The following is a 25,018-nucleotide window of genomic DNA, read 5'->3' on the forward strand; positions in this document are numbered from 1 at the left end:
GGAGCCTCCCGTAGCCGCCACCGACCTGGCCAAGACCCGCCGGCAGCTCACCGAGTCGAGCCGGAACGGGAAACTCGACGCACCGGCGCTCCGCCAGGTGCTCGTCGACCTGCACGAGTTCTGGCTCACCAGCAAGGGCGCCGAGCTCGGCATCAAGTCCCACAGCGGATTCGCGATCGTCGCGGTCGGCGGTCTGGGACGCGGCGAACTGCTGCCGTACTCCGACCTCGACCTGATCCTGCTGCACGACGACATGCCCGTCGAGCGGGTGTCCGAGGTCGCCGACGGGCTCTGGTATCCGTTGTGGGACGCCAACATTCCCCTTGACCACAGCGTCCGGACCGTGCCGCAGGCGCTGCAGGTCGCAGGCGAGGACGTGACCGCCGCCCTCGGCCTGCTCGAGGCCCGCCACATCGCAGGCGACGAGGACCTGTCGAGCCTGCTGATCGGTGGCGTACGCCAGCAGTGGCGCAACGACATCCGTAATCGTTTCCCCGACGTGGTCGCCCATGCGCAGGATCGCTGGCGTCGTGCCGGCGACATCGCGCACCGCGCGGAACCCGACCTGAAGAACGGTCGAGGAGGGCTGCGCGACGTCCAGCTCCTCGGTGCCCTGGCGATCGCCCAGCTCACCGACGGAATGGCGAATCTGCGGCCGGATTCCCCCGGCGCCGGACCGCAGGTCGCGTACGAGCGTCTCCTCGACATCCGGACCGAGCTGCACCGCATAGCTGGTCGCCCGCGCGAGCAGGTCCGCGCCCAGGACGCCGACGAGATCGGTGCCGCGCTGCGGATCGGGGACCGGTTCGACCTGGCGCGCGTCATCAGCGACTCCGCCCGAACCATCAGCTATTCCATCGACGTCGGTCTGCGGACCGCGGGGAATGCTCTCCCGCGTCGCGGGCTGGCCAAGCTGCGCCGTTCACCGCTGCGTCGGCCGCTCGACGAGGGCGTGGTCGAGCACAACGGTGAGATCGTGTTGGCGCGCAACGCGATTCCGAGCAAGGACCCCGGACTCATCCTCCGGGTGGCCGCCGCGTCGGCGCGGACGGGTCTGCCGATCAGCGCATCGACCCTGAGCCGACTGGCCGACTACGCACCGGAACTGCGGGAGCCGTGGCCGGTCGAGGCGTTGAGCGACCTGCTGGTCCTGCTCAGCTCGGGTCACCACATGGTCGACCCGATCGAGGCGCTCGACCGCACCGGACTGTGGGGCAGACTGCTCCCGGAATGGGGTGCGGTTCGCGACCTCCCGCCGCGCGACGCGATCCACACCTGGACAGTCGACCGTCACCTCGTGGAGACGGCGGCATATGCGAGTTCGATGACGACGCGGGTCTCGCGGCCCGATCTCCTCGTTCTCGGCGCGCTCATCCACGACCTCGGGAAGGGGCGCGGCGCCGACCACAGCATCGTCGGCGCCGAGCTCGCCGTCCAGATCGGCAATCGCTTCGGCCTGTGGCCGCAGGATGTGACGATCCTGTCCGACATGGTGCGGCACCACCTGCTGCTGCCGCAGGTCGCGACGCGCCGCGACCTCGACGACCCGGCCACCGCCGAATTCGTCGCCACCACCCTGGGTCACAACCGGGTGCTGCTGGAACTCCTTGCGGCACTGGCCGAAGCGGATTCGCTGGCAACGGGTCCCGGCGTGTGGGGAGAATGGAAGGCCTCACTCATCGGCGAGCTCGTCCGGCGGTCCATGCGCCACATCGACGGCATCCCGCCCGCGGTGCCCGAGCCGCTCACCCCCGAGCAGTTGGCGATCGCCGCCGAGGGGGACTACGCGGTCCGGCTCGTCCGCGCCGACGGTCAGCACACCTACGACGTCACGATGGTGGCACCGGACCAGCCCGGTCTGCTGTCGAAGATGGCCGGGGTGCTCGCGCTCGGCGGTCTGCGCTCGCACAAGGCCTGCGCCCAGAGCGTCGACGGCAAGGCGATCAACTCCTTCATCGTCGTGCCGATGTTCGGCAGTCCGCCCGACGCGGGTCTGCTCCGCCAGCAGCTCATCGCCGCGGTGAACGGCAAGCTCGACGTCCTCGCGCGTCTCGACGCGCGCGAGCGGGATTCGCCGATACCCACGATCGCCTCGGTCAGCACTCTCCCTGGGACGATGGTGAGCCTCGGGGCGAGTGCCGGCAGCACCGATCCCGACGTCGACGGGGCGGGTCACCCGAAGAACGCCGTGCCCGCACTGTTCGCGGTCGCGCCGCCGCGGGTGACCTGGCTCGATGCCCCGGAGCCCGACGCCGCCGAGGGTGCGGTGCTGCTCGAGGTCCGGTCCGACGACCGGATCGGGTTGCTGAGCCGAGTGAGTTCGGTGCTGGAGAAGTTCGGTGCCGACATCCGGTGGGCGAAGGTCTCGACCCTGGGTGCGACCGTCGTCGACATCTTCAGCCTGCGGTTGGCCCCGAATGCCGAAACCGCCGACACCGAGCAGTTGCGTGCGACGATCACCGACGCGATCATCGCGGTGTGCCCGCCGCCGCAGCCCAAGCGTGACGAGGAGGACGGCCCGCAGACGCCCGGCGGGACGGGACGGTCCGGAGTGCCGATCTCCTAAATGGAATGACCGGGGAACCACATGGAAGGATGGGACCCATGTTCGATTCCCTCTCCGACCGGTTGACCGGTGCCCTGAAGGACCTCCGCGGCAAGGGGCGGCTCTCCGATGCCGACATCGACCGCACCTGCCGCGAGATCCGGCTCGCCCTGCTCGAGGCCGACGTCTCGCTGCCGGTGGTGCGCGCCTTCATCGCGCGGATCAAGGAACGGGCGAAGGGTGCGGAGGTCTCCGCGGCGCTGAACCCGGCCCAGACGGTCGTCAAGATCGTCAACGAGGAACTCATCGGCATCCTCGGCGGCGAGACCCGCCGGGTGCGGTTCGCGAAGAACCCGCCCACGGTCATCATGTTGGCCGGTCTGCAGGGCGCCGGTAAGACGACCCTCGCCGGCAAGCTGGGCAACTGGCTCAAGCAGCAGGGACACACGCCGCTGCTGGTGGCCTGTGACCTCCAGCGTCCGGGCGCGGTCTCGCAGCTGCAGATCGTCGGCGAGCGTGCGGGCGTGCCGGTCTTCGCGCCGCACCCCGGCACGGGCGTCGGCGGCGAGGGAACACTCGGCGTCACCTCCGGCGACCCGGTCTCGGTCGCCCGAGCCGGTGTCGAGGAGGCGAAGGCCAAGCACTACGACGTCGTCGTCATCGACACCGCGGGCCGCCTCGGTATCGACGCCGAGCTTATGAAGCAGGCCTCCGACATCCGCGACGCCACCACGCCCGACGAAGTGCTGTTCGTCGTCGACGCGATGATCGGTCAGGACGCGGTCACCACCGCCGAGGCCTTCGCCGACGGCGTCGGTTTCACCGGTGTCGTGCTGACCAAACTCGACGGCGACGCCCGCGGCGGTGCCGCCCTGTCGGTACGCGAGGTCACCGGTCAGCCGATCATGTTCGCGTCCTCCGGCGAGAAGCTCGAGGACTTCGACGTTTTCCACCCCGACCGCATGGCCAGCCGGATCCTCGGCATGGGCGACGTGCTCAGCCTCATCGAGCAGGCCGAGCAGCACTGGGACGCCGAGCAGGCCGAGGCCGCCGCGGCCAAGATCACGCAGGGTGAGCTGACCCTCGAGGACTTCCTCGAACAGATGCTGATGATCCGCAAGATGGGACCCATCGGCAACATCCTGGGCATGCTCCCCGGCGCGGGCCAGATGAAGGACGCGCTGTCGCAGGTCGACGACAAGCAGCTCGACCGGGTCCAGGCGATCATCCGCGGCATGACCCCCGCCGAGCGGGACAACCCGAAGATCATCAACGCCTCGCGCCGCCTGCGTATCGCCAACGGTTCGGGCGTGACCGTCAGTGAGGTCAACCAGCTCGTCGACCGCTTTTTCGAGGCCCGCAAGATGATGGCCCAGATGTCGGGGCGCATGGGCATGGGCGGGATGAACCGGAAGTCCAACCGCAAGGGCAAGAAGGGGAAGAAGGGCAAGGGACGCGGTCCCACGCCGCCGAAGGTGCGCGGTGGCTTCCCGGGGATGCCGGGTGGTATGCCCGCCGGCTTCCCGGACCTGTCCAACATGCCCGCCGGACTCGACCAGCTGCCGCCGGGCCTCGAGGGCATCGACGTCTCCCAGTTCCAGCCCAAGAAGAAGAAGTAGCCGATGGGCGGCACGGCGGAGGGTGACACGGCCCGCCACTACCGCGGCACCGATCCGCTCACCGGCGAACCGATCGAGTTCTGGGTGTCCGGTGAGACCATCAGCCACACGGCCATCGCCGATGCCGAGACCGCTGTCGACGGCGGCTGGATTCTGCCCGGTCTCGTCGACGCCCACAATCACGTCGGCATCGCACCCGGCCTCGGCGTCGACATCGAGCAGGCCCGCGGTTTCGCGTACGCCGACGCCCGGGCCGGGACGCTCCTGATCCGCGAGGTCGGCTCACCGCTCGACACCCACCCGCTCGACGATGATCCGGCGTGTCCGCGGTTCATCCGCTCCGGCAAGCACATCGCCCGGCCCAAGCGCTATCTGCGCGACTACGGAGTCGACCTCGACGACCCAGACGAGCTGGCCGCCGAGGTGGCACGCCAGGCGCGGGCCGGCGACGGCTGGGTGAAGATCGTGGGGGACTGGATCGACCGCGACGCCGGCGACCTCGCGCCGCTGTGGACGCGGGACCAGATCGAGGCCGCCGTCGCCGTCGCACACGAACACGGCGCCCGGATCACCGCGCACGTCTTCGGCACCGACGCCCTCGTCGACCTCATCGGAGCCGGTGTCGACTGCATCGAACACGGCACCGGGCTCACCGCCGATCTGATCGATCAGCTCGTCGAACGCTCGATCGCGTTGGTGCCCACCATGATCCAGGTGGAGAACTTCCCGGGCATCGCCGACGGCGCCGAGCGGTTCCCGACCTACGCCGCCCACATGCGCCGGTTGCACGCCGACGCGCCGAAGGTGTTCGAATCCGCCCGCGAGGCCGGGGTCGCGATCTTCGCCGGGACCGACGCCGGCGGGTTCGTCGAGCACGGGCGCATCGTCGACGAGATCGAGGCGCTCTCGAAGGTCGGTCTGGGCAACGCCGGGGCGATCGCAGCAGCGTCCGTGCAACCTCGACAGTGGCTCGGCGCCGACCTCCTGGCCGACGGCGACCGCGCCGATTTCGTGGTCTACGGCGAGAACCCTTGCGATGACCTGGGGGTCCTGCGTCATCCGCAGGCAGTGGTGTCGTCGGGCCGAAACATTCTGTGAGCAACGCCACAAGGTGACTGCTGGTTGCGTTTACCTACTGCCGCGTAAGGTAGCAACCGCGTTGCACAGGTTCGTAAGGGGACGAACCGATCAGCTCAGTGCAGACCCCGCCGAAACCGGGGGTGAAAACGGGGTTTCGGTGAGGGTCGCGCAAGCCTGGGGGCCGAATTCATCGGTAGGCAAGTGGCGTTGGCGACGTACGGCATGTGGTTGTTCTCGCGGGGTGGACAACCACATGCCGGATTTCTTTCCGGAGCCTCTGGTCTGGCAGAATGGCTCGACGGTTCGTCGGATGCGGTCACGGCCGCCCGACGGTCACACCGAAACAGACGCAAAACCGGGTCCACCATTCCGGGTGGGTCGCAGAATTGCGCAGTGACCACACGAAAGTAGAAGAAGTCATGGCTGTCAAGATCAAGCTCACGCGGCTCGGCAAGATCCGCAACCCGCAGTACCGCATCGTCGTCGCCGACGCTCGGACCCGCCGCAACGGCCGGGTGATCGAGACCATCGGCAAGTACCACCCGAAGGAAGAGCCCTCGCTGATCGAGGTCGACTCCGAGCGCGCCCAGTACTGGCTGGGTGTCGGCGCACAGCCGACCGAGCCTGTGGCCGCGATCCTCAAGGTCACCGGTGACTGGCAGAAGTTCAAGGGCCTGCCGGGCGCCGAGGGCACCCTGAAGACCGCCGAGGCGAAGCCGTCCAAGCTCGACGTGTTCAACGCTGCGCTCGCCGCCGCCGAGAACGAGCCGGTCGCCGCGGCCACCACCCCGAAGAAGAAGGCCGCCAAGAAGGACGAGGCCCCGGCAGAGGAAGCTGCCGCCGAGGCTCCTGCCGCCGAGGGTGACGCGTGAGCGCTGTGGTCGCCGACGCGGTCGAGCATCTCGTCCGCGGAATCGTCTCGAACCCTGACGACGTCCGGGTCGACCTCGTCACCGGTCGTCGCGGCCGGCTCGTCGAGGTCCACGTGAGCCCCGACGATCTGGGTAAGGTCATCGGCCGCAACGGTCGGACGGCCACCGCCCTGCGCACCCTCGTCTCCGGTATCGGCGGACGCGGCATGCGCGTCGACATCGTCGACACCGACCGCTGACGGCCGACTCGCAGGACGAACGCATCGTGGATCTCGTCGTCGGACGCGTCGTGAAGTCGCACGGCATTCGTGGCGAACTCGTCGTCGACGTCCGTACCGACGAACCCGAACTGCGTTTCGCTCGCGGCTCGGTGCTGCGCGGCCGACTGCCGCGCGGTGGCGGAGAACGTGGATTCACCGTGACAGCCGCCCGGGAACATTCCGGGCGGCTGTTGGTGTCTCTCGAGGGCGTCGCCGGCCGCGATGCGGCCGACGCCCTGCGCGGCACCCTGTTTCTCATCGACTCCTCGGAGGTCGAACCGTCCGACGATCCGGACGAGTTCTACGACCATGAACTCGAAGGCGTCCCGGTGCAGCTCACCGACGGAACCGAGGTGGGCGTCGTCGAATCGGTGCTGCACATGCCCGGCGGCGAACTGTTGTCGGTGCGCACCCCCGACAAACGTGAGGTCCTCATCCCGTTCGTGCGGCAGATCGTCCCGACGGTGACCCGCGAACTCATCGTGATCGACCCGCCCGAGGGCCTCCTCGATCCGGACTCGGCCGACGGCGCGCAGTGATGCGCCTCGACATCGTCTCGATCTTCCCCGAATATCTCGATCCGCTGCGGGTTGCATTGCTGGGCAAGGCAATCGACGCCGGCCGCATCAGCGTCGACGTCCACGACCTGCGCGAGTGGACACACGATGTGCACCGCAGCGTCGACGACTCGCCGTACGGCGGCGGACCCGGCATGGTCATGAAGCCCGAGGTGTGGGGGCCGTGTCTCGACGACGTGTGCCCCGACGACGCGCTTCTCGTCGTCCCGACCCCGGCCGGTGTGCCGTTCACCCAGGCGACCGCCCAGCGGTGGAGCGCCGAGAGACATCTCGTCTTCGCCTGCGGCCGCTATGAGGGCATCGACCAGCGTGTCTTCGACGACGCGGCGCGCCGGGTGCGTGTCGAAGAGGTGTCTCTCGGCGACTTCGTCCTCATCGGCGGCGAGGTCGCGGTCATGGCGATGATCGAGGCGACGGTCCGGCTGATCGACGGTGTCCTCGGGAATCCTCGCTCGCACCAAGAGGATTCGTTCTCCGACGGGCTCCTCGAAGGGCCGAGCTACACGCGCCCGGTGAGCTGGCGCGGGCTCGACGTCCCGCCGGTGCTGCTCAGCGGCGATCATGCGAAGGTCGCGCGGTGGCGGCACGAGCAGGCTCTCGAACGGACCCGTGCCCGCCGGCCGGATCTTCTCGCCGAGCCTGTGAATCCCCACGATGGCCCCGAGGCCGATCCCCGCTAGGATTCGGCACAACTCGAGCGCACGGGGGAGGGCAGATGCAGGGCTATGAGGCCATGGTCGACGAACTCGACCGTCAACGCGCCGAACTCGCGCAGACCCGTGCCGCGCTGTCGGCGTTGACCTCCCGTGCGATCAGTCGCGACCGGCTCGTCGCCGTCACCGTCAATGCACGCGGCCTCGCCGTCGACATCTCGATCGATCCCACCGCGTTGCGTCGCTACCGTGCGGATCAGCTCTCCGAACTCCTCACCACCCTCATCGCCGAAGCCGATCATGCGCTGAGTACCCGGCGCAGTGAACTTCTCGCTGCCGCAACGGGTTCCGGAGTGGACTACGCCGACGCCCGTCTCGACACCGCCCGTCTCGACACCGCCCGGACCACCCGATGACGGCCGGAGGGCGCCGGAACCGGATCGCCGCGGACGTGGGCACCGCGGCGGATCTGTCCGCGCGCCTGGCCAACGCCGAGGCGCGGCTGGGTACGGTGCACTCCGAACTCGTCGAACTGCTCGCCGACATCGACACCGCGGTCGGGGTCGGGGAGGGGGCGATGGCCTTCCGCCGGGGTTTCGGTCCCGCGAGCATCGAGTCGAGTGACCTGCTGCGGACCGCGGTCGCGCGCCTCGCCGAACATCGGCGGGCGCTGACCTCCGGCGTCGAGTCACTCGCCGCCGCCGATGCCGACGCCGCAGCCGCCTTCGAACCCGGTGACCCGCGGTGAACTCTGCGCCCCGACAGATCGCGGACGAACTCGCACCGGGGGTGTGGCCGGGCGCGGACCCGATGTCGCTCCGTGAGGCCGCACGACGGGCACGCGTCCTCGCCGAATCCGTGGAACGGGTGACCGACGTGGTCGTCTCGGCCACCGCCGCGTACTCATCGCCGGCCGCCGGCGGCGCGGCCGTCGAGGGGGAGTTCGGCGACGCCGTCGTCGACGGGCTGGCCGAGGTCACCGGCGCCGGACCACAGTCCCTGCCCCACGTCGCCGAACGGCTTCGCGCCATGGCCGCGTCATTGGACACCTATGCCGATGTCGTCGTGGAGACCGAGCAGCAGCTGACGACGATCGCCCTCGTCGCCGACCGTGACCGGCATCGTGCGGAGGTCTTCGCCGAGGTCGGGGACGATTCGTGGCGGGTGAGTGCGGCAAGCGCCGGACGTCTGGCCCTGACGGCTGCCGGCGACGACTACACCCAACGGTCCGAGGAGGCCGGACAATCCGCCGGCGGAACCCCGCCCGCGGCGACCAGCGGAATGATGCCGTTCGCCCCGATGGGTGCGATGGGCGGTGCCGGAGCGATGGCCGCGGGCCTGGGTGCCGCAGTGGGCGCCGCCGCGTCGGGCGCCGACCGGGACACCGCCGGGGGAGACCTCACCTGGTTGCGCCGCCGCGCCGACGCCCTGCAGTCGACGGTGCCGCCGACCATCGCGGGCTGGTTCCGGACCGCGGTCGGCGTCGGCGTCGGAGCCCGTGGGCGCCGCGTGGTCGTCGTCGGGACCAACGATCCGCAGCCATACCAACGCGCGGGGCTCGAACTAGCCGACGACGAGGCGCTGACCGCGAACGGGCGCGCACCCGAACTCGCGATCGTCGAACACATGACGAGCTCGGGGATCACGTGCACGGCGATCGCCGCAGCCACCCCGATGGACTCGGCCACCGTGTCGGCGCTGCGGGCCGCCGACGTGGTCGCGATGGCGCCCGGTTCACAGCGCTGACCGGCGATTTCGTCCGACCGGGGTGTCTCTGGCACAATAGTCGGGTTGCCTGTCCCGTGTGACGGGCACCGACGACTCGGAGTATGAACCGGTCCGAAGCCGCAAGGCCCGCCAGGTTCCTCTGCTCAACGTTCACGCCAGAATAGGACCCAACCAATGAACACGCTCGACTTCCTCGACAAGCAGTCCCTTCGCGACGATGTCCCGGAGTTCGGCCCCGGCGACACCCTCGACGTCCACGTCAAGGTCATCGAGGGCAGCAAGGAACGCGTCCAGGTGTTCAAGGGTGTCGTGATCCGTCGCCAGGGTGGCGGCGTCCGCGAGACCTTCACCGTCCGCAAGGTGTCCTTCGGCGTCGGCGTTGAGCGCACCTTCCCGGTGCACAGCCCGAACATCGCCAAGATCGACGTCCTCACCCGCGGTGACGTCCGTCGCGCCAAGCTCTACTACCTGCGTGATCTGCGCGGCAAGGCCGCAAAGATCAAGGAAAAGCGCTGACGCGTCTACCCTGACGAGGTGGCCGACACACAGCGACCCAGCGACGATCGCGACCTTGACACCGAAGGCAACGACGGTGAGAAGCGTCCCTGGCGGTTGAAGTCCGATCCGGACGAGGCCGAGGACGGCAATCGCAAGTCGGGTTCCGGCTCGTTCTTGCGCGAGGTCGCGATCATCGTGGGGTGCGTCCTGCTCCTCACCTGGCTGCTGCAGACCTTCATCGGCCGGCAGTACGTCATCCCGTCGGAGTCGATGGAGTCGACTCTGATCGGTTGCGACGGGTGCACCAACGATCGCATCGTCATCGACAAGTTGGTCTACCGCTTCGGTGACCCCGAGCCCGGTGACGTCGTCGTCTTCAAGGGACCGTCGGAATCATGGAACGGTGCCTGGGTGTCCCCGCGCTCGACCAACCCGGTCATGCACAAGATGCAGGATGCGCTGTCGTGGTTCGGTTTCGCACCGCCCGACGAGAACAATCTGGTCAAGCGCGTGATCGCGACCGGCGGGCAGACCATCGAGTGCCGCAACGACGAGGGTGTCGGCGTGAAGGTCGACGGCAAGCCGTTGCGCGAGCCGTACATCAACATGGACCTGCAGCGCGAGACCCTGGCGGCCTTCGGGCCCGCTTCCGGGGTCAGCGACGAGCTGCCGCCGTGCCTCGGCCCGGACTTCGGTCCGATCAAGGTGCCCGAGGGCAACGTGTGGGTGATGGGCGACAACCGCCTCAACTCGCAGGACTCGCGGTACCACGTCGACGACCAGTACCAGGGCACCGTTCCGGTCAGCGACATTCGCGGCAAGGTCCGGACCATCATCTATCCCTTCTCGCGGATCGGTGGTGTCGGGTCGATCAATCCTCAGCAATGACCGTGTGGGGATTGCAGACACCATGAGCCGCTGGCCACCGCGTTCGCCCGTCCGTCGGGCAGCCGGACTGCGGACCTTCGAGTTCGCGCTCCACCGGCAGGGCCTCGGCCCGGTCGCGGGGGTCGACGAGGCCGGTCGCGGTGCGTGCGCCGGGCCGCTGGTGGTCGCGGCATGCGTGCTGAAACCGACGCAGCTGGCCTCGCTCGCCGACCTCGACGACTCCAAGCGGCTCACCGAGAAGACCCGTGAGACGCTGTACCGGTCGGTGACCCGGTACGCGCACGCCTGGAGCGCGGTGATCATCGACGCCGCCGAGATCGACCGGATCGGCATCCATGTCGCGAACATCGAGGGGATGCGCCGAGCGGTCGCCGCACTCGACGTGACTCCCGGATACGTGCTGTCCGACGGATTCGTGGTCCCCGGTCTGACCGCGCCGTCGCTGCCCGTGATCGGCGGTGACGGGGCCGCGGCCTGCATCGCGGCCGCGAGCATCATCGCGAAGGTGACGCGGGATCGGATCATGGTCGCGATGGACGCCGACCTGCCCGGCTATGATTTCGCGATCCACAAGGGATACAGCACTGCTCTTCACATGTCCCGCATCGATGCGGCGGGACCGTCACCACAACACCGCATGTCGTACCGGAACGTCGCGGCACGAGTGGTCTCCAGCGCAAACGACAACAGGGATAGGCTTACAGGATGAGTGCTGAGGATCTCGAGAAGTACGAAACCGAGATGGAACTCTCTCTGTACCGCGAGTACAAGGACATTGTCGGCCAGTTCACCTATGTGGTGGAGACCGAGCGGCGCTTCTACCTTGCCAACGCGGTCGAGATGATTCCCCGCAACACCGACGGCGAGGTGTACTTCGAGCTTCGGATGAGTGACGCCTGGGTCTGGGACATGTACCGGCCGGCGCGTTTCGTCAAGCAGGTTCGGGTGATCACCTTCAAGGACGTCAACATCGAGGAGCTCGAGAAGCCGGAGCTGCGTCTTCCCGACGAGCCCTGAACTCTCATGGGGTGATCCGGCCACCTTGTGGGTGGCGGGGTGGTTCTCCACAGATTCGGCCGCGGCGGGTGTATTCCCGCCGCGGCCGAGTCGTGTTCGGGGAACCTTCAGCGCATGAGCAATCGCCGCGCGCACGTGGGCAAGCTGGGGGAGGACATCGCCGCCGAGTTCGTCGGCTCACTGGGTTGGGTTGTGCTGGAGCGCAACTGGCGCAACCGGTATGGCGAGCTCGACCTGATCGCCGTCGACCCCCAAGACCCGGCTGGTCCCACGCTGGTGGTCGTCGAGGTGAAGACGCGTGCCAGCCGCACGTTCGACGACGCCGTGATGGCCGTGACCCCGGACAAGCTCGCCCGGATGCGCCGGCTCGCCCGGACCTGGCTCACGGGGCAGGAACGACGATGGCATCAGATCCGGTTCGACGTCATCAGCGTGCAATTGGATGGCTTCACTCCCGACGACGCCGCGGCGGTGCGTGTGAGGCACCACCGCGGAGTCCACGAGTGAGTCTTCGAGTCGCTGCCGGGGCCGGCGGCTACAGCTTGCCGAGGTCGGAGCGGATGAGCATCACGTTGTAGTCGCTCCAGCGTGAGGCGTTGAAGTACAGCTCTTTTCCGGTGCCCGTCAGAGCCGGCGACGTCGGCAGCATCATCGGCCCGTAGACCACCGGGTTGCCGGGGGCCACGATGTTCCGCGGCGAGCTCCACGGGCCCTCCGGATGGTCCGCGGTGCGGAGCCGGATGCCGTTGTCGCCGTCGAGCATGATGTATTTGTTCAGGTACGGGCTCCAGGCGACGGACAGTTCGCTGACCGGCTGACGGGCGACGACGCCTTCGGTGTCGTGGATGTCGCTGATGCTGTTGACCCACCCGGTGTTCTGACCGGACCAGTACTGGTACTTGCCGAGGTCGAGGATGTCCGCAGGCTTGAACCGCGCCAGGAACGCGGCCCCGAAACGGCCGTTGGGCGTACCGAATTGGTAGATGTAGTCCTCTTCATCGGTGCCGGGCCGGCCGCGCATGTACGCGTTCTGCTGGAACTTGCCGTTGTTGACGTCGATCGCGCGCAAGTTGCCGGGGAGTGCGAGGTCGATCGGTGCGTTGATGAGGATGGTGTCGGGGTCGCTGGTCCAGGTCTGACCGTTGTTGTCGGAGTACGCGATACCCGAATAGTTGGTGATCCAGTTGCCTGCCGAACCCCAGGACCGCACCGACATGTAGTTGATGTACTGCCGAAACCCGTTGCCGTGGGGGAGCGAGATCGCGGCGGTCGGGATCGTGGTGACCTCGATGTTCGAGATGCCCAGTGAGGGGATGAGTTCCTCGGCGTAGTTCGCTCGACCCCTGATCACGGTGCCCGAGTTCACGTCGCCGGCGACGCCGTCGGGGATGGTGATCTTCCCGTCGGTGAAGTCGTCGTCGTTCGTGCGCAGCAGGACGTTGTGCCGCCATTCCTGACCGGCGACACTGCAATTGCCGAAGGTGTCGCCGAACGCCATCAACGTCTGCCCCCGGCCGTTGTCCCAGGCGATGCCGAGGTCGGTGCCGCTGATGCCGAAGCGGTCGTAGGTGTCGTTGTTGCTGCGCGGCCCGGTGACCCAGCTGAGAACCTTCGAGATGTTCCCGTTGTAGACGGGGAGCGGGCCCTGCGGCCCACGCTCGGGGCTGGTGGAACTTCCGGACGAACCCGAGGAACCGAACAAGCCGGACCCCGCACCGGGGTTGCCGCACGGTGCGGCCTCGGCGACGCCGGTACCGGCGGTCAGGACGATCGCGGAGGTACCGAGTGCGAAAGCTCCCGCCAGCGCCAGTCGGACACCCTTGGTGAAACGGCTGGGCACTCAGACCTCCGTGTGACAGGTGTTGCTGAAGTTGTGGACGTGACTATTGTTACTAGAGTTGTGTCACAGAAGGCCCCGAGATGGGTCACGATCCGGTGTCAGCGGATGAGGTGCCGCTTCTCCGACTCGGTGCGCGACTGCCAGCCGACGCGTTCGAGTTCTGGAATGTCGTTCTTCTGTTCGGGATATCCGACGCAGAGGTAGGCCACGAGCTTCCAGGTGGACGGGACCGCGAGGGCGGCGGCCACCTCGTCGGGCTCGAGGATGGACACCCACCCGATGCCGACGCCACGGGCCCGAGCCGCCAGCCACATCGTGGTGATTGCTGTGACGACGGAGTACTCGAGTGTCTCCGGCACGGTCTGGCGACCCAAGCCGTGGCCCTGGTCGGCATCGGGCTCGCAGAACACGGCCAGGTGGACCGGAGCGTCGTCGAGGCCGGCGAGTTTGAGTGACGAGTACAGCTGTGCGCGTTCGCCGGTGTACCCGTCGAGCGCTTCGGCGTTGCAGCGGACGAAGCTGTCGCGCACGGCCTCCCGCGCCGACCAGGTCTGCACCTCGACCCACCGCCAGGGCTGACTGTTGCCGACGGACGGTGAGAGCTCTGCCGCTTCGAGGATCTCGGGGAGGAGATGCGGCTCGAGCGGTTCACGACTGAACCGGCGGACGTCGCGGCGCCAACGGAAGAGTCGGTTCAGGTCGTCGACGAACGCGTCGTCGAAAGTTCCGTCACTCATCGGTTGTCGAGCCTAGCGAGGGCGATCGATCAGAACGGCGCCGGTCCGTCGATTTGCTCGCGGCGTTCGCGTTCGCGCCGGTTACGGGCACGTTCGGCCCTCCGCCGGGCGTGCTTCGCGGCGGTTCGGTTGTTCGGTGGCGGGGTGTCGTCACCGGTGATGACCCGCGGGGTGGGTGGGGCCTGGGCGGGTTGCTCGAAGCGGATGCGGCGCAGGTTGGGGAAGAGGTCTTCCAGGGTTTCGGCGTCACCGAGGATGCGGTGTCCCTCGGGGGTGATGCACTCGGTGATCAGGCGGCCGTCTTCGTCGCGGTACTGGACGTCGATCCAGTCGCCGAAGGTCTTGTGTAGGTGCCCGTACCGGCATTTTGGGTTGAGGTTCTCGCTCGAAGTCGCGCCGCCCCGGGAGGGGTTCTGGCGGTCGAATTCGGCGACGTGGTCGAGGTCTGAGTCGAATGCCGAGTGGTCGCAGAAGGGTTCGCCACAGTAGCCGTGCCGGCTGCGCACGAAATCCGCGCACGCTTGGGTCGGCCGGTACGGATCTGACGGCAGGGAGCCCGGGTAGACGATGACCAGCTCGGTCGACGGCGCGGGAGTGTCGTCTGTGTCGGGACCGTCGGTCTCGGCGACCACGCCCATCGGAGGGGTCCTGACCGGGGTCAGCGGTGTGATGACGGCATCGGGTCGGGCGGCGAGGTCACGGACATGTTCGTCGATGACGACGCCGTGTCCGTCCATCCAGCCGATCCCGGGTGCGCCGTTCAGTGTGGCTGCGTCGGTGACCACGTGGATGCGGACCTCGGAGCTAACCGACGCGACGACGTCCCCGAGGTCACGGACCTGGGCGGTGCAGTCGTCGCGACCGCAGAGGCATTCGAACGCGGTGCCCGTACACAGGGCGAATACCGCATCGGAGTTGCGTTGCCCGACGGTGCGGCCGTCGTGTTTGCACACCGAGTCCGCGAGTGCGCGGACGGCTTTGGCGGCGATGCGGGTGTTTTCCGCGGACATGACCGCGGAGAACACGCCGGTGCCGTCGTCGAGGATGTCGATCCACATGCCCCGGTTGTCGAGGGCTTCTTTGCGGCGTTCGCGTACCAGGTCGGGGTCGTGGCGGAACACCAGGCGGTCGACCATGTCTCGCAGGCGTGCGCGGCTCCACGCGCCCTTCTTGGTGCGGAGGTTGGCGGCGATGTCGGCGTCGAGGATCGGGATGATCGACGAGTCGGCGGGGATGAGTGCGGTGCGGGATGCGATCACCTGCAGCTGCCAACGGGTCGTGATGCCATCGCGCAGGGTGTCGAGTACCTCGGGCAGGTTCTCGTGCAGGGTGATGGTTTCGTCGATGAGGATCTCGGCTTGGCGTCGTGTCAAAGACAACTGGCGCGACACCCGCTGGACGCAGTCGGCCTCACCGGTGACGACGATCCCGCCGTCGAAGGTGTTGCCGGTGGTTATGCAGCGTTCGGCGATCGCGTGCACCGTCTTGTATCGGGCCCAGTGTTCGTGTGATTCGCGGCATTGGGACGCTTTGAGTTCGTCCATGAGGGAGTACATGTCGGCGTCGTAGGGGTGGGCAGGGTCGATCCCGGCGAAAACCTCGCCAGTTGGATCGTTACGTTGCCCCGACACTCTGCCCCCAGAAGTGTTGCAGTGCCGGCCCGGTCGGGCGGCTCACCTGCTGATAACCAATGTAAACCCGGCCACCGACAAGATTCGATTCTGATCCACAGCCGTCTCCTCGTTACGGAGTTGTGCATCAACGGTATTCACCGAGCCGGAGTCGGAGAAAACCGCTCGACTCGGAGGTATGCAGGCGCGACAATTGCCCGATGTCCGAGTACGAGAAGGTCACACGCTTCGAGGTCATCGATCACACGACCGGTGGTCGCGGTCGCGTCTACAGCAGGCACGACGTCTCGATCGAACTGAGCTATCAGGACGACGGCCGGACGCTCAAGGTCTTCGTCGACGATCCCAAGCCATAGTCCGGGGCGGTGGACAACCCGTCTTCCTTCCACAGATAGCGCGTCGGGGAGTCGCTACGCCGTTTCAATCCGCGATTCCCGAAGAGACTGACTCGCATGTTGGGGCAAACACAGTCGGTGGGGCTCAATGCCTTTGCGGCGCGGGTCGTTGACGTGCAGGCGAGCGTCGGGTCGGGGTTACCGGGTTTCGCGGTGACCGGTAACCCGGACCCGTCGGTGCGTGAGGCGCGCGACCGGGTGCGGGCGGCGGTCAAGAACTCGGGGTTCAAATTCCCCGACCTGAAGGTGACGGTGGCGTTGTCGCCGGCGGACATGCCGAAGGTCGGTTCGGGTTTCGATCTGTCCATGGCAGTCGCGATTCTTGCTGCGACAGAACAGGTGTCGTCGGAGAAGCTGACGTCGACGATCTTCCTCGGTGAGCTCGGGCTCGACGGGAACGTCCGGCCGATCCCGGGAGTACTGCCCGCGGTGATCGCCGCCCGTCAGGCGGGTTATCGACGTGCGGTGGTGCCGATCGAGACCGTGGCCGAGGCGACGCTGGTCGAGGGGGTCGACGTCGGGGGAGCGTCGAGTCTCAAGGAGGTGGCCGCCTGGCTCGCCGGTGACCTCGTACTGGACAATTTTCAGCGGACGCCGCCCACGAAGCCGCCGCCGATACCGGACATGGCCGACGTGGTGGGTCAGCACGAGGCGCGGCATGCACTCGAGATCGCAGCGGCAGGAGCACATCACGTTCTCATGACCGGGTCGCCCGGCATCGGGAAGACCATGCTCGCACGTCGGCTCCCGGGCATACTGCCACCGCTGGGCATCGAGGACTCGCTAGAAGTGACGGCGATCCACTCGCTGGTCGGGGAGTTGTCACCGGGACGCCCGCTGATCACCGAGCCGCCGTTCGTCGCGCCGCACCACAGTTCCTCGACGACGGCGCTGCTCGGCGGCGGAACCGGATTCGCCCGGCCGGGCGCGGTCTCCAAGGCACACCGGGGCGTCTTGTTCCTCGACGAGTCGAAGGATCTGAGACGCCCCACGGTTGAGTGTCAAGGATGGCATACGGCTGGAACCGGTGTCGAGGGCTCCACGCCGACGCGAGATCAAGCAGTGCGAACCGTGGGCGGGTAGCGCTACCCGCGGTTGATCCGCTCCTGCACCAGCGCGAATTCCTTCTGCAGAGAGCTCAAGTGGTCAGTCAGCTCGGACTGCTGCCTTCGGAGTACTTCGAGCTGTGAGAGTATCGCCCGCAGGTCCTTGTTGCCTTCATTGATCATGTCGCCTAAAGCTTCTTGGTGATCCAACGCCTCCATAACAGACATGGCTGCGATGTCGTCTTGTTTCAATGGATCGCTCCGGAGGTTGCGCGCAACGGGTCTTTGACCGGTAGAGATACTCGAAGTTCGGTTGACCGTCCTGCGGGCTTGAGCTCTCGCTCCTTCGTTGTCGACTGGACGGTCGGGTTGGGGCGTACCCGCGTCAACAGCGTCAACCGGGCCTATCCGGCTCTGATTGTCGGCGACGGCTTGGGCGTACTTTTTTCCTTCCGCCGTGCTCAGTGTTGACTCGACCAGTCTGCCCGCTAGCCAGTCAATTGCCGCGTCTTCGTAGCGGATGAGCGTCCTAGTACTGATGTTCTTCGATCCGGCGAAGACTCTCCGTCGTTCAGTTAGTTCGACGCCCCTATATCTGCCATCCAGTGCAAGCGCTGCCGTCAGCCAGTGAAGATTCTGGGCAAATCTGTTCGCCGAGATTAAGTATTCGATGGCTCCGATGGCTTGACGCGGTCGGTTAAAGCCCATCGTGATGACCGGTGCGTGCTCCATCGCCTCCTCCGTTAGACCGAACCGCCGGATGTCTTTCAGTTCGCTAACAATTCGGGAACGGATGTGGTTGTAGACGGCGGGGTCCAACTTGCCGTCATCTGCCATTTGACAGGCCTCCTTCAACCCGTTGCGCTTGTCAAGCGTGTCATGTACCTTCGTTGTCACAAGAGCGGCGACATGTCGCTTGTCACTCTTGTCAAGGAGGGTAGCAGGCCCATCAGTCACGATGTCGACGACAGCCAAGGTTTCAACCGCAGTCTCTCACCGGAAGGTACACAGCGATGCAAATTTCGAGTCGCCAGGACGCTCTACGTCCCGGTAACAGAGCCGATCTACAAGGCGTCACCAGGCGGGGTCTACCAGCGATCTACAGCGGTCAGTCCCGCGAAATGAAGCAAATCGACAAGCGCGCTGAGGTGGTGGCATACCAGGACACGTGCGATGCGAAGCTCCGTGAAATGCGTGCGCGTTTTCGCAAGATGTATGCAGAGGGGCGCTTCCGCGACTTCTCTGAGGTGACCGACCTGGTCGCGATGCTCGCCGGAGCGGACGAACTGAAGTTCGCGATGCTGCTGGAAGCCGCCAGTCAGTACATACAGGGCGAGCTGATGATAATGATGGGCTACTCGCGCGATGAGCTGGAGCGAGGCCGATGACGATCATCGACCAGCTGCAGATGGGCGCAATGATGCTGCACAACGAGTACATGGCGTATCGCGTGCAGGCAAAGTATGCCCGCGCCGAGTGGGCGGCGGTCTCCGAGTACTACGACCGAGAGATCGAAGCGCGTGATCGCCGTGACGCAGTCGAGAGCCACCTGAAGCAGTTGGCGGAGGAGTTCGATCGCAAGGCCGCTCGATGAAGCGCGCAGTTGACAAGGGACTGGGCGTTCTCTTCGCGATCATCGCGGTGTACGCCGGCTTCGCTGTCCTTGGGTCGCTCGTCGAGCCGTACGTCGCCTGGATCGTCGGAGCAGTCGTCTTCGTCATCATCATCGTCGGTCTCGCAGTGGCGCTGCCCGGTTCGATGTCGCTCGGAACCACAGTCGTCGAGCGGTACAAGAAGAGGAAGGAGGACCCCTGGTCAGGATCTGAGTAGTGAGAGGTAGCCAGGTGGGCGGCGGTTCCAGTCGCCAAACAAGAGACCGTCGTCCGCCTGGTCCTCATCCGCAGCACAACCCGCAGCCGGGCGTGCACGTCAACGACGCTACGCGCCCGGCTGTTCCTGTTCAAACAGAAGGGTCAGTGTCATGCTGAAGACAGATGGAGCTTGCGTTCATCCTCACCGTCTTCGCCGCGCTGCCCCTCCTGGTTATTGGAGGAGTACTGCTCGTGCGTACCAATCAACAGCGCGAGTACGACCGAAATGGTCGGCTCACGTACAGAATCAAGTTCCCAGCTGATGTCCCCGTGGACAGGGCTGTTGCCGAGATCAACACGCTGCCCGCATCTATCCGGCCGGAGCGTGCGCTGAAGACAGCGCCGACCATGGTGTTCGAGACCATCTGCCGCGGAGGGACGTTTGAGTTCCGTGTCCGAGTCCCGAGCGGCAAGGCCGAGTACATCGTCGCGCAACTCAGGGCGGCCATCCCCGGCATAGCCATCGAGCCGGTGCTCGACGACGACCTGGGTCTCGGTGAGTTCAACGCGGCGGTCGAGGTCGGAATGACCCTGCCCGATCATGCGATCGAGATCCATGGTCGGCCTGCAGATACCGCGGTCTCTTTGCTCAACAGCTTCAACCCGATCAACGACGAGGTCGTGGTGCTTCAGTGGGTGATCGCTGGCACCGCCAAGGTGAAGCTACCCGACGCAGACGATGCCCGCGTGCAGTCGACGAACGTCTCGGTCTTCAAAACGCTCATGGGCAAGACCGAGGCGTCACGTGACGAACTGTCGAGCCGCCGCAGCAAGGTTCAGACGGAGCCGAACTTCATCGCGGCGTTGCGCATTGCGGCGCGAAGCCAGCATCCAGATCGAAGCAAAGCGCTGTGTCACAACGTGGTGATGTCGCTCAAGGCTTCGGACGGCCCCAAGGTCAAGTTCCTCTACCGAGAGCTGAAGAGCGACGTGACTGCTCTCGTCGACGAGGCACACACGCCGATCAAGCCGCAGTTGCAGCTCTCGGTCAGCGAGTTGGTTCCCCGCATTGGGTGGCCTCTCGGGTCGGACTACATCGAGGGGGTGTCGCGCGCGACCTTCACGCACATGCCACCACCCGACACGGTTCCCCGTGAGGGCATCTTGCTCGGTGTCTCTACCCAGCCAGGCTCAGAACGTCCAGTTGCCATGGGTCCAGACCAGTTCAGGTTTCACGGGTTCATCGGTGGAAAGCCTGGCAGGGGCAAGACAACCTTGGCGGTGACAACCCTGAGCCAACTCTTCGCGAGCGGGCATGGCGGCGTGCTTTTGGAGCAGGACGGAGACCTAGTAGACCGACTTCTCAATCAGCTGGATTGGCAGACGCTGGATCGAGTGGTGCTGCTGGACTTCTCCGACCCGGACAACCACGTCGGGATCAATCCATTCAACTTCGAGGAGCCGATGATGATCGCCTCGAAGCTCGCTGAGCTGTTCCAGCGAATCTACAAGGCCGACACCGGCGTGACACTCAAGAAGATGTTGTTTCATGGCATCTCGGCGCTCTACGAGACCGGGGACGCGACACTGCTCGACCTCATCCCGCTGCTCGATCCCAAGACTCCGCGTGACGAAGCGTGGTCTCGAGATCGCCTCGACAGGCTGAAATCGCCCGAGCTCAAACGATTCTTCGCCGACTGGAAGAAGAAGCCGGCCAAGGAGAAGGATCGGGACATGCAACCGATCATGAACCGCTTTTGGGAACTCACGCTCGAGCCGCAGATCGCCAACACACTCAACCACACCAAGTCGACAATCGAGATCGGGGAGATCCTCCGAGACAACAAGATCCTTCTGGTCAACCTAAAGGGCGTGGACAGCAACCTCGCGCAGGTCATCGGGTCGCTGCTGGTCTCCTGGGTCTGGGATGCGTCGCTCAAGAACGTGCCCATCGAGCACGACAACATCATGTTCCTCGATGAGGCGCATGGGTTCTCGCACTTCGAGAAGACGATCGGGGACATCTACGCGATGGGTCGTCGGCGCAAGCTGGGACTGTTCCTGGCGACGCAAGGGATCAATCAGTTGCCGAGGGACGTGCAGAGTGCGGTGCAGATCAACGCGGGCACCCGGCTCATCTTCGAGTCCGGGCCAGACGAAGCGCACATCTACCAGAAGAGCTTCGCCCACCCTCAAGTAACGTCGCAGGCCTTCGTCGGTCTGGAGAAGTACATGATGCTCGCCAAGATCATGACACCGGAGGGGACAAGCGCCCCGATCACCCTGCGGACGCTGGATGAGCCGAAGCCGAAAGGTTACGGACAGCAGGCGGTGCGTCGCTCGAATGCGAAGTACGCGAGATCAACTGCGCAGATTCAGGCTGACCAACAGGCTCGCCGCCACGTCGAGGTCAAGAAGCGCGAGACCGCACCGGTAGGGGATGAAGTCATCATGGACGACTGGAAGGCTGAGTGATGTCGCACGACAACGATGTACAGAACCTGCACCGCGCGTGCGACCAGGTGATTGATCGGTCTCTCAGTATCGAGGCGAGGGCAGAGTCGATCGCGACCGAGGCGCGCGAGCTGAAGCACAAGGCTGAGCGGATCAAGTTCGGCAACGCGAGCTACGACGACATCGTGGCGGTGCAAAGTGCGGCCGACGAGATGGATCACGTGCTCAGCGGAGACCTCGACCGGGCGCAAGACACCCTGCGGTCAATCAGGATCGGGTGACTGCGATGGCGGTTGGCAAGAGCCCGGAGAATCTACAGCGGCGTCTCGACGAACTCGCTGACGCCTTCAGAAGCGCCGCGAGCGCCCTGGATTCGCACGCTGGTTCACTGCAGAACCTTGCTTCAATGGCCGGCTCCGATGATCTCGACCCGGCTCGGATCGATGAGAGGCTTTTTCGTGACTGCGACGCAGTCGTACGGGACGTTGAGCAGCAGCTCGATTACGCGATCCGGCACTGCGACTTCATGACCCGATAGCGCGTAGTAGTCCCGCGAGGCGAGTGATGGTGTCGGTGTCGTCTAACCGAAGTGGCACACCACTTGCGTGGGCGCTTTGAAGAAGCCAATCGTCGAATTGATCTGTGTCAGTGTCGGTCTGAAGTTGATCGGCTGTCATATTGCTACCTCTGATTGTAGCAAACTTTGTATTTACTGAACACAAGTTTCGTGCATAACTAATAGTACAGAATTGCAAAAGTAGTTCTGTCGCAACTAGTTTGAGAGGTGAGGTCAGATGGCCTTCAAATCCGTCCGCGTGTCGGACATCAGTGGAATCGAGTTGGATGACAACCAGGTCGTCAACGTGGTGGTACGTGAACACCCTCGGGTGACGGAGGCGAAGCAGTTCGACGCCTCCGAAGAGGAGCTGAAGGCGATGAAGGTGATGAACAACCTTGTGACGCTGGAACTGCGCCATGCCGATGGGAGCACGCAGGATGTCGCCGTCACTGCCGCAGAGTTCGCGAAGCTCATTCCCGATGACAAGCTCGCCGGGTTCGATGGCCTTCGTGGACGACGCAAGGGATTCCGCCCCAGCGAGTGATCCTCCCTACACAACTAAATAGCGCACCCCGTGCCCGCTCGAAGCCAAAAGCTCGCGGGTACGGGGTGTATTCCATTTATCGATCAAGTGTGCATAAATAGAAACACAAAATAAGCCCCGAGTTGCAGTCGGAGCCTAGGTCTAGTTTAACACCTGGCTTCTCTTTCGGGAAGGAGGTGCAATGCCACGGAATGTCAATATAAAATGTCAATACTGCCATGGTCCGGGCAGAACTTCTACCCATGATTTGCAGCGTGGGTATGGTCGATTCTGTTCGAGGTCCTGTGGCGCTAAAGGGTCGGCCGCAGATCGCAAAAAGGACATCAAACTTCCGGAAACATCATCTGAAGGTCTGTACATCCCGCTGTCTAGAGGTCAGTACACAATTATCGACACCGGCGACTCGGATCTCCTCGATGACTTGTGGTATCTCGGACGAGGCGGCTACGCGGTACGGATGGATGATCTTGTCTCAGGCAGGCAGCATTGGCTGCACAAGCTGATCCTCACTCGTGTGCTGGGTCGAGATCTGTCGTCGGATGAGTTTGCAGACCACAAAAACCGGAACCGACTGGACAACCGTCGCGAAAACCTCCGCTTAGCTACACGGGCTCAGAACAACGCCAACAGAAAGTCAGCACGTCGGTCCACGTCGCAGTTTCTGGGCGTCTGCTGGCACAAGCGGCAGGAGCAGTGGGCTGCGACGCTCAGGACTGACAAAAGGCAGATCCACATCGGCTATTACGCAAACGAAGCAGAGGCAGCCTGGATGTACGACCAGTGGGCGCTACAGATCCATGGAGACTTCGCGAACCCGAACTTCGAGTATGTGTAGCAGCAGCTTCAATTGAAAAGCCCCGGCACTAGGCCGGGGACTTACTCACGCTTGGACGACTCGAATGGCGGTGACAAGCAACCAGCGCCGGGACAGCTGGACGGCCTTGCTGATCGCCTCGAAGTAGTTGGTGCAGACCACCTGGTTGCCCGACCAGTCGTCGCCACCGGTCTGCACCTCGTACTTCCAGTTGTACATACCGGCGATGCCGTCGAGCAGTGATTCGGGGATGCTGGTGATCGTGCCTTCTTCGTCGGGCTGGCCGGTCACCAGAACGTCACCGACGATCGCGTCCACGTCGCGCCACCTGTTCTCGAGCCACAAGATCAGGGTCGCCCGCGAGTTGACGTCGCGCTTCTTGATCTTACCCTCGTCGTCGAACCACAAGCTCGCTCCGTGCACCTGGCTGTCCGCGACATCGAAGTAGCCGCCGACCCGCTCTTGCATGAACGTGATGTCACCCGGCTCGAAGTGCACCAGCTCGATCGCTTGGTTCTCGTCGGCAGGGATGAACGCCGCCATGATCGTCTTCGCCATGAGTCTTCCTCTCGTGAGATGTGCTCTGCGTCCGGCTTGGGCGCAGAGGTGATCCCGCGAGCTAGAACTTGATGGAGACGTTGCTCGTCCCGCTCAGATACTCGTCTATGAGCGTGATGCAGTCCCGCGCTCCGATTCCGAACGCGGCGTAGTAGCCCTTGCCGGATAGCTTCTGGAGGTACGCGGCTTGCTCTTGAATGTGCGGGTCACTGAGCAGTGAACCGTCCGTCTTGCGCACCTTCACGCCGTCACGCTTGATCTCCAGTGCAAGCCCGATGTAGTCGCCGAAGTCAGGGTGCGAGCGCTGGTAGACGATGAGGTCGGGGAATCCGGGGGAGCGGTTGATGAGCTTGTACAGACCGCGTGAGTAGCGGCTGGTGTTGTTCACGCCCGACAAGTCAAAGTGATACGGGGTCTCTTGGTAGTACGTACTCAGGTGACGAGCGACGATCTTGTAGACCTCGTTCTCATCGTTCGAGCGCACCTACACGGTCCCCACAGCCAACCAGAATGCGTGCCACGCGGCTACACCGATGCCAATTAGGAACACTGCGCCTAAGGCTGCGCCTACGAGTGCCCACCCGATCAGTTCAGTCCAGTCGCGGAGTTCGGCTTGAAGCAGGTCGAGTTTGTAGCGGCGGTGGCCCGAGATCATAGCTCTACCTCTACGAGTACCCATGCTCGCTTGACTTTCACCCTATTCGTAGCGACGTCAACGTAGCGATACCCCTCGTCCCAGTCCATATCGCCGTAGGCGTACTCGAGGGGCTGGTGCACGAGTAGGTGACATCTGATCTGGCTTGCCCTGCCGGGCGGCCTGGAAGGATGCCAGCTGTGCCCAAGCCCTATCCCCAGGAGTTCCGCGACGACGTTGTCCGCGTCGCCCAGAAC

31 protein-coding genes and 1 pseudogene are annotated in these 25,018 nt (G+C 65.1%); 25 read left to right on the plus strand and 7 right to left on the minus strand.

Annotated features, from left to right (window positions below; genetic code table 11):
- The first annotated feature begins 25 nt into the window (after window positions 1-25).
- The 15 genes from BJF87_RS03115 (at window position 26) to BJF87_RS03185 (ending at window position 12,245) form a co-directional block, all read left to right on the plus strand.
- On the plus strand, window positions 26-2,566 hold the full coding sequence (locus BJF87_RS03115; protein ID WP_075862614.1) for a [protein-PII] uridylyltransferase: 2,541 nt from the start codon (window positions 26-28) through the stop codon (window positions 2,564-2,566).
- A gap of 38 nt (window positions 2,567-2,604) precedes the next feature.
- A complete protein-coding gene (gene ffh / locus BJF87_RS03120; protein WP_006357920.1) occupies window positions 2,605-4,164 on the plus strand; it encodes a signal recognition particle protein in 1,560 nt (519 codons plus the stop codon).
- 3 nt (window positions 4,165-4,167) lie between these two features.
- Window positions 4,168-5,262, plus strand: coding sequence for an amidohydrolase family protein (locus tag BJF87_RS03125; RefSeq protein ID WP_006357919.1), 1,095 nt, complete (start codon window positions 4,168-4,170; stop codon window positions 5,260-5,262).
- 401 nt (window positions 5,263-5,663) lie between these two features.
- Window positions 5,664-6,116 (plus strand): 30S ribosomal protein S16, encoded by a 453-nt coding sequence (gene rpsP, locus BJF87_RS03130; protein ID WP_006357918.1) that lies wholly within the window; start codon window positions 5,664-5,666, stop codon window positions 6,114-6,116.
- Window positions 6,113-6,355 (plus strand): RNA-binding protein, encoded by a 243-nt coding sequence (locus tag BJF87_RS03135; protein ID WP_006357917.1) that lies wholly within the window; start codon window positions 6,113-6,115, stop codon window positions 6,353-6,355. The genes rpsP and BJF87_RS03135 overlap by 4 nt, the downstream gene beginning before the upstream one ends.
- A gap of 26 nt (window positions 6,356-6,381) precedes the next feature.
- The gene (rimM, locus tag BJF87_RS03140; RefSeq protein ID WP_075862615.1) at window positions 6,382-6,915 is read left to right on the plus strand and encodes a ribosome maturation factor RimM; all 534 of its coding nucleotides are present in this window, start codon (window positions 6,382-6,384) and stop codon (window positions 6,913-6,915) included.
- Entirely contained in the window at window positions 6,915-7,634 is a 720-nt protein-coding gene (gene trmD, locus BJF87_RS03145; protein ID WP_075862616.1) for a tRNA (guanosine(37)-N1)-methyltransferase TrmD, read from the plus strand. Before rimM ends, trmD begins: the two co-directional genes overlap by 1 nt.
- Before the next feature lie 35 nt (window positions 7,635-7,669).
- Window positions 7,670-8,023: a YbaB/EbfC family nucleoid-associated protein gene (locus BJF87_RS03150; protein ID WP_075862617.1), complete on the plus strand. Its 354-nt coding sequence runs from the start codon at window positions 7,670-7,672 to the stop codon at window positions 8,021-8,023.
- Entirely contained in the window at window positions 8,020-8,355 is a 336-nt protein-coding gene (locus BJF87_RS03155) for a hypothetical protein (protein WP_075862618.1), read from the plus strand. Before BJF87_RS03150 ends, BJF87_RS03155 begins: the two co-directional genes overlap by 4 nt.
- Window positions 8,352-9,353, plus strand: a complete 1,002-nt coding sequence (locus BJF87_RS03160; protein ID WP_075862619.1) for a hypothetical protein — start codon at window positions 8,352-8,354, stop codon at window positions 9,351-9,353. The genes BJF87_RS03155 and BJF87_RS03160 overlap by 4 nt, the downstream gene beginning before the upstream one ends.
- Window positions 9,354-9,509: 156 nt before the next feature.
- Window positions 9,510-9,851: a 50S ribosomal protein L19 gene (gene rplS / locus BJF87_RS03165; protein ID WP_005198975.1), complete on the plus strand. Its 342-nt coding sequence runs from the start codon at window positions 9,510-9,512 to the stop codon at window positions 9,849-9,851.
- An 18-nt stretch (window positions 9,852-9,869) separates the two neighbouring features.
- The gene (gene lepB / locus BJF87_RS03170) at window positions 9,870-10,721 is read left to right on the plus strand and encodes a signal peptidase I (RefSeq protein WP_075862620.1); all 852 of its coding nucleotides are present in this window, start codon (window positions 9,870-9,872) and stop codon (window positions 10,719-10,721) included.
- Window positions 10,722-10,743: 22 nt separating this feature from the next.
- Window positions 10,744-11,430, plus strand: a complete 687-nt coding sequence (locus BJF87_RS03175) for a ribonuclease HII (RefSeq protein WP_075862638.1) — start codon at window positions 10,744-10,746, stop codon at window positions 11,428-11,430.
- Window positions 11,427-11,738, plus strand: coding sequence for a DUF2469 domain-containing protein (locus BJF87_RS03180; protein ID WP_005198978.1), 312 nt, complete (start codon window positions 11,427-11,429; stop codon window positions 11,736-11,738). Before BJF87_RS03175 ends, BJF87_RS03180 begins: the two co-directional genes overlap by 4 nt.
- A gap of 114 nt (window positions 11,739-11,852) precedes the next feature.
- Entirely contained in the window at window positions 11,853-12,245 is a 393-nt protein-coding gene (locus tag BJF87_RS03185; protein WP_075862621.1) for a YraN family protein, read from the plus strand.
- Between the two features lie 28 nt (window positions 12,246-12,273).
- On the opposite strand, the gene BJF87_RS03190 is transcribed toward BJF87_RS03185, so the two are convergent.
- The 3 genes from BJF87_RS03190 to BJF87_RS03200 all read right to left on the minus strand — a co-directional run bounded on the left by BJF87_RS03190 (window position 12,274) and on the right by BJF87_RS03200 (window position 15,946).
- Window positions 12,274-13,578 (minus strand): DUF4185 domain-containing protein, encoded by a 1,305-nt coding sequence (locus BJF87_RS03190; RefSeq protein ID WP_075862622.1) that lies wholly within the window; start codon window positions 13,576-13,578, stop codon window positions 12,274-12,276.
- A 98-nt stretch (window positions 13,579-13,676) separates the two neighbouring features.
- Entirely contained in the window at window positions 13,677-14,315 is a 639-nt protein-coding gene (bluB, locus tag BJF87_RS03195) for a 5,6-dimethylbenzimidazole synthase (RefSeq protein ID WP_075862623.1), read from the minus strand.
- Between the two features lie 29 nt (window positions 14,316-14,344).
- Window positions 14,345-15,946, minus strand: coding sequence for a DUF222 domain-containing protein (locus BJF87_RS03200; protein WP_075862624.1), 1,602 nt, complete (start codon window positions 15,944-15,946; stop codon window positions 14,345-14,347).
- A gap of 200 nt (window positions 15,947-16,146) precedes the next feature.
- Between BJF87_RS03200 and BJF87_RS26230 the strand changes: the two genes are divergently transcribed.
- Window positions 16,147-16,302: a hypothetical protein gene (locus tag BJF87_RS26230; protein WP_006357905.1), complete on the plus strand. Its 156-nt coding sequence runs from the start codon at window positions 16,147-16,149 to the stop codon at window positions 16,300-16,302.
- A gap of 96 nt (window positions 16,303-16,398) precedes the next feature.
- Window positions 16,399-17,340: pseudogene (locus tag BJF87_RS03205) on the plus strand (YifB family Mg chelatase-like AAA ATPase); the annotation flags it as partial.
- Window positions 17,341-17,426: 86 nt separating this feature from the next.
- Here BJF87_RS03205 and BJF87_RS03210 read toward each other — a convergent pair.
- Window positions 17,427-18,362: a hypothetical protein gene (locus BJF87_RS03210; RefSeq protein WP_139319408.1), complete on the minus strand. Its 936-nt coding sequence runs from the start codon at window positions 18,360-18,362 to the stop codon at window positions 17,427-17,429.
- Between the two features lie 146 nt (window positions 18,363-18,508).
- On the opposite strand from BJF87_RS03210, the gene BJF87_RS03215 reads away from it, so the two are divergent.
- The 8 genes from BJF87_RS03215 (at window position 18,509) to BJF87_RS26035 (ending at window position 23,590) form a co-directional block, all read left to right on the plus strand.
- A complete protein-coding gene (locus tag BJF87_RS03215; protein WP_075862626.1) occupies window positions 18,509-18,775 on the plus strand; it encodes a hypothetical protein in 267 nt (88 codons plus the stop codon).
- Window positions 18,772-18,981, plus strand: coding sequence for a hypothetical protein (locus tag BJF87_RS03220; protein WP_075862627.1), 210 nt, complete (start codon window positions 18,772-18,774; stop codon window positions 18,979-18,981). The genes BJF87_RS03215 and BJF87_RS03220 overlap by 4 nt, the downstream gene beginning before the upstream one ends.
- Window positions 18,978-19,217 carry a hypothetical protein gene (locus BJF87_RS03225; RefSeq protein ID WP_075862628.1) on the plus strand — a complete coding sequence of 80 codons (240 nt, stop codon included), beginning with the start codon at window positions 18,978-18,980 and terminating at the stop codon, window positions 19,215-19,217. The genes BJF87_RS03220 and BJF87_RS03225 overlap by 4 nt, the downstream gene beginning before the upstream one ends.
- A 164-nt stretch (window positions 19,218-19,381) precedes the next feature.
- Entirely contained in the window at window positions 19,382-21,673 is a 2,292-nt protein-coding gene (locus tag BJF87_RS03230; protein ID WP_139319409.1) for a hypothetical protein, read from the plus strand.
- Window positions 21,673-21,933 carry a hypothetical protein gene (locus BJF87_RS03235; RefSeq protein ID WP_075862630.1) on the plus strand — a complete coding sequence of 87 codons (261 nt, stop codon included), beginning with the start codon at window positions 21,673-21,675 and terminating at the stop codon, window positions 21,931-21,933. Before BJF87_RS03230 ends, BJF87_RS03235 begins: the two co-directional genes overlap by 1 nt.
- 5 nt (window positions 21,934-21,938) lie before the next feature.
- Entirely contained in the window at window positions 21,939-22,190 is a 252-nt protein-coding gene (locus BJF87_RS03240; RefSeq protein ID WP_139319410.1) for a hypothetical protein, read from the plus strand.
- Between the two features lie 256 nt (window positions 22,191-22,446).
- Window positions 22,447-22,755 carry a hypothetical protein gene (locus BJF87_RS03245; protein ID WP_075862632.1) on the plus strand — a complete coding sequence of 103 codons (309 nt, stop codon included), beginning with the start codon at window positions 22,447-22,449 and terminating at the stop codon, window positions 22,753-22,755.
- Between the two features lie 457 nt (window positions 22,756-23,212).
- Complete coding sequence (locus BJF87_RS26035) at window positions 23,213-23,590, plus strand: HNH endonuclease (RefSeq protein ID WP_075862633.1); 378 nt, start codon at window positions 23,213-23,215, stop codon at window positions 23,588-23,590.
- 45 nt (window positions 23,591-23,635) lie between these two features.
- Here the strand turns inward: BJF87_RS26035 and BJF87_RS03255 are convergent, their stop codons facing one another.
- The 3 genes from BJF87_RS03255 to BJF87_RS26385 all read right to left on the minus strand — a co-directional run.
- Complete coding sequence (locus BJF87_RS03255; RefSeq protein WP_075862634.1) at window positions 23,636-24,127, minus strand: DUF3846 domain-containing protein; 492 nt, start codon at window positions 24,125-24,127, stop codon at window positions 23,636-23,638.
- 61 nt (window positions 24,128-24,188) lie between these two features.
- A complete protein-coding gene (locus BJF87_RS03260; RefSeq protein WP_075862635.1) occupies window positions 24,189-24,611 on the minus strand; it encodes a hypothetical protein in 423 nt (140 codons plus the stop codon).
- A 167-nt stretch (window positions 24,612-24,778) separates the two neighbouring features.
- Window positions 24,779-25,018, minus strand: a 240-nt coding sequence (locus BJF87_RS26385; protein ID WP_222844776.1) for a hypothetical protein, incomplete at its 5' end; no start/stop codon positions are given.

The organism is Gordonia sp. CNJ-863, from assembly GCF_001942325.1.
Taxonomy (GTDB): Bacteria; Actinomycetota; Actinomycetes; order Mycobacteriales; family Mycobacteriaceae; genus Gordonia; species Gordonia alkanivorans.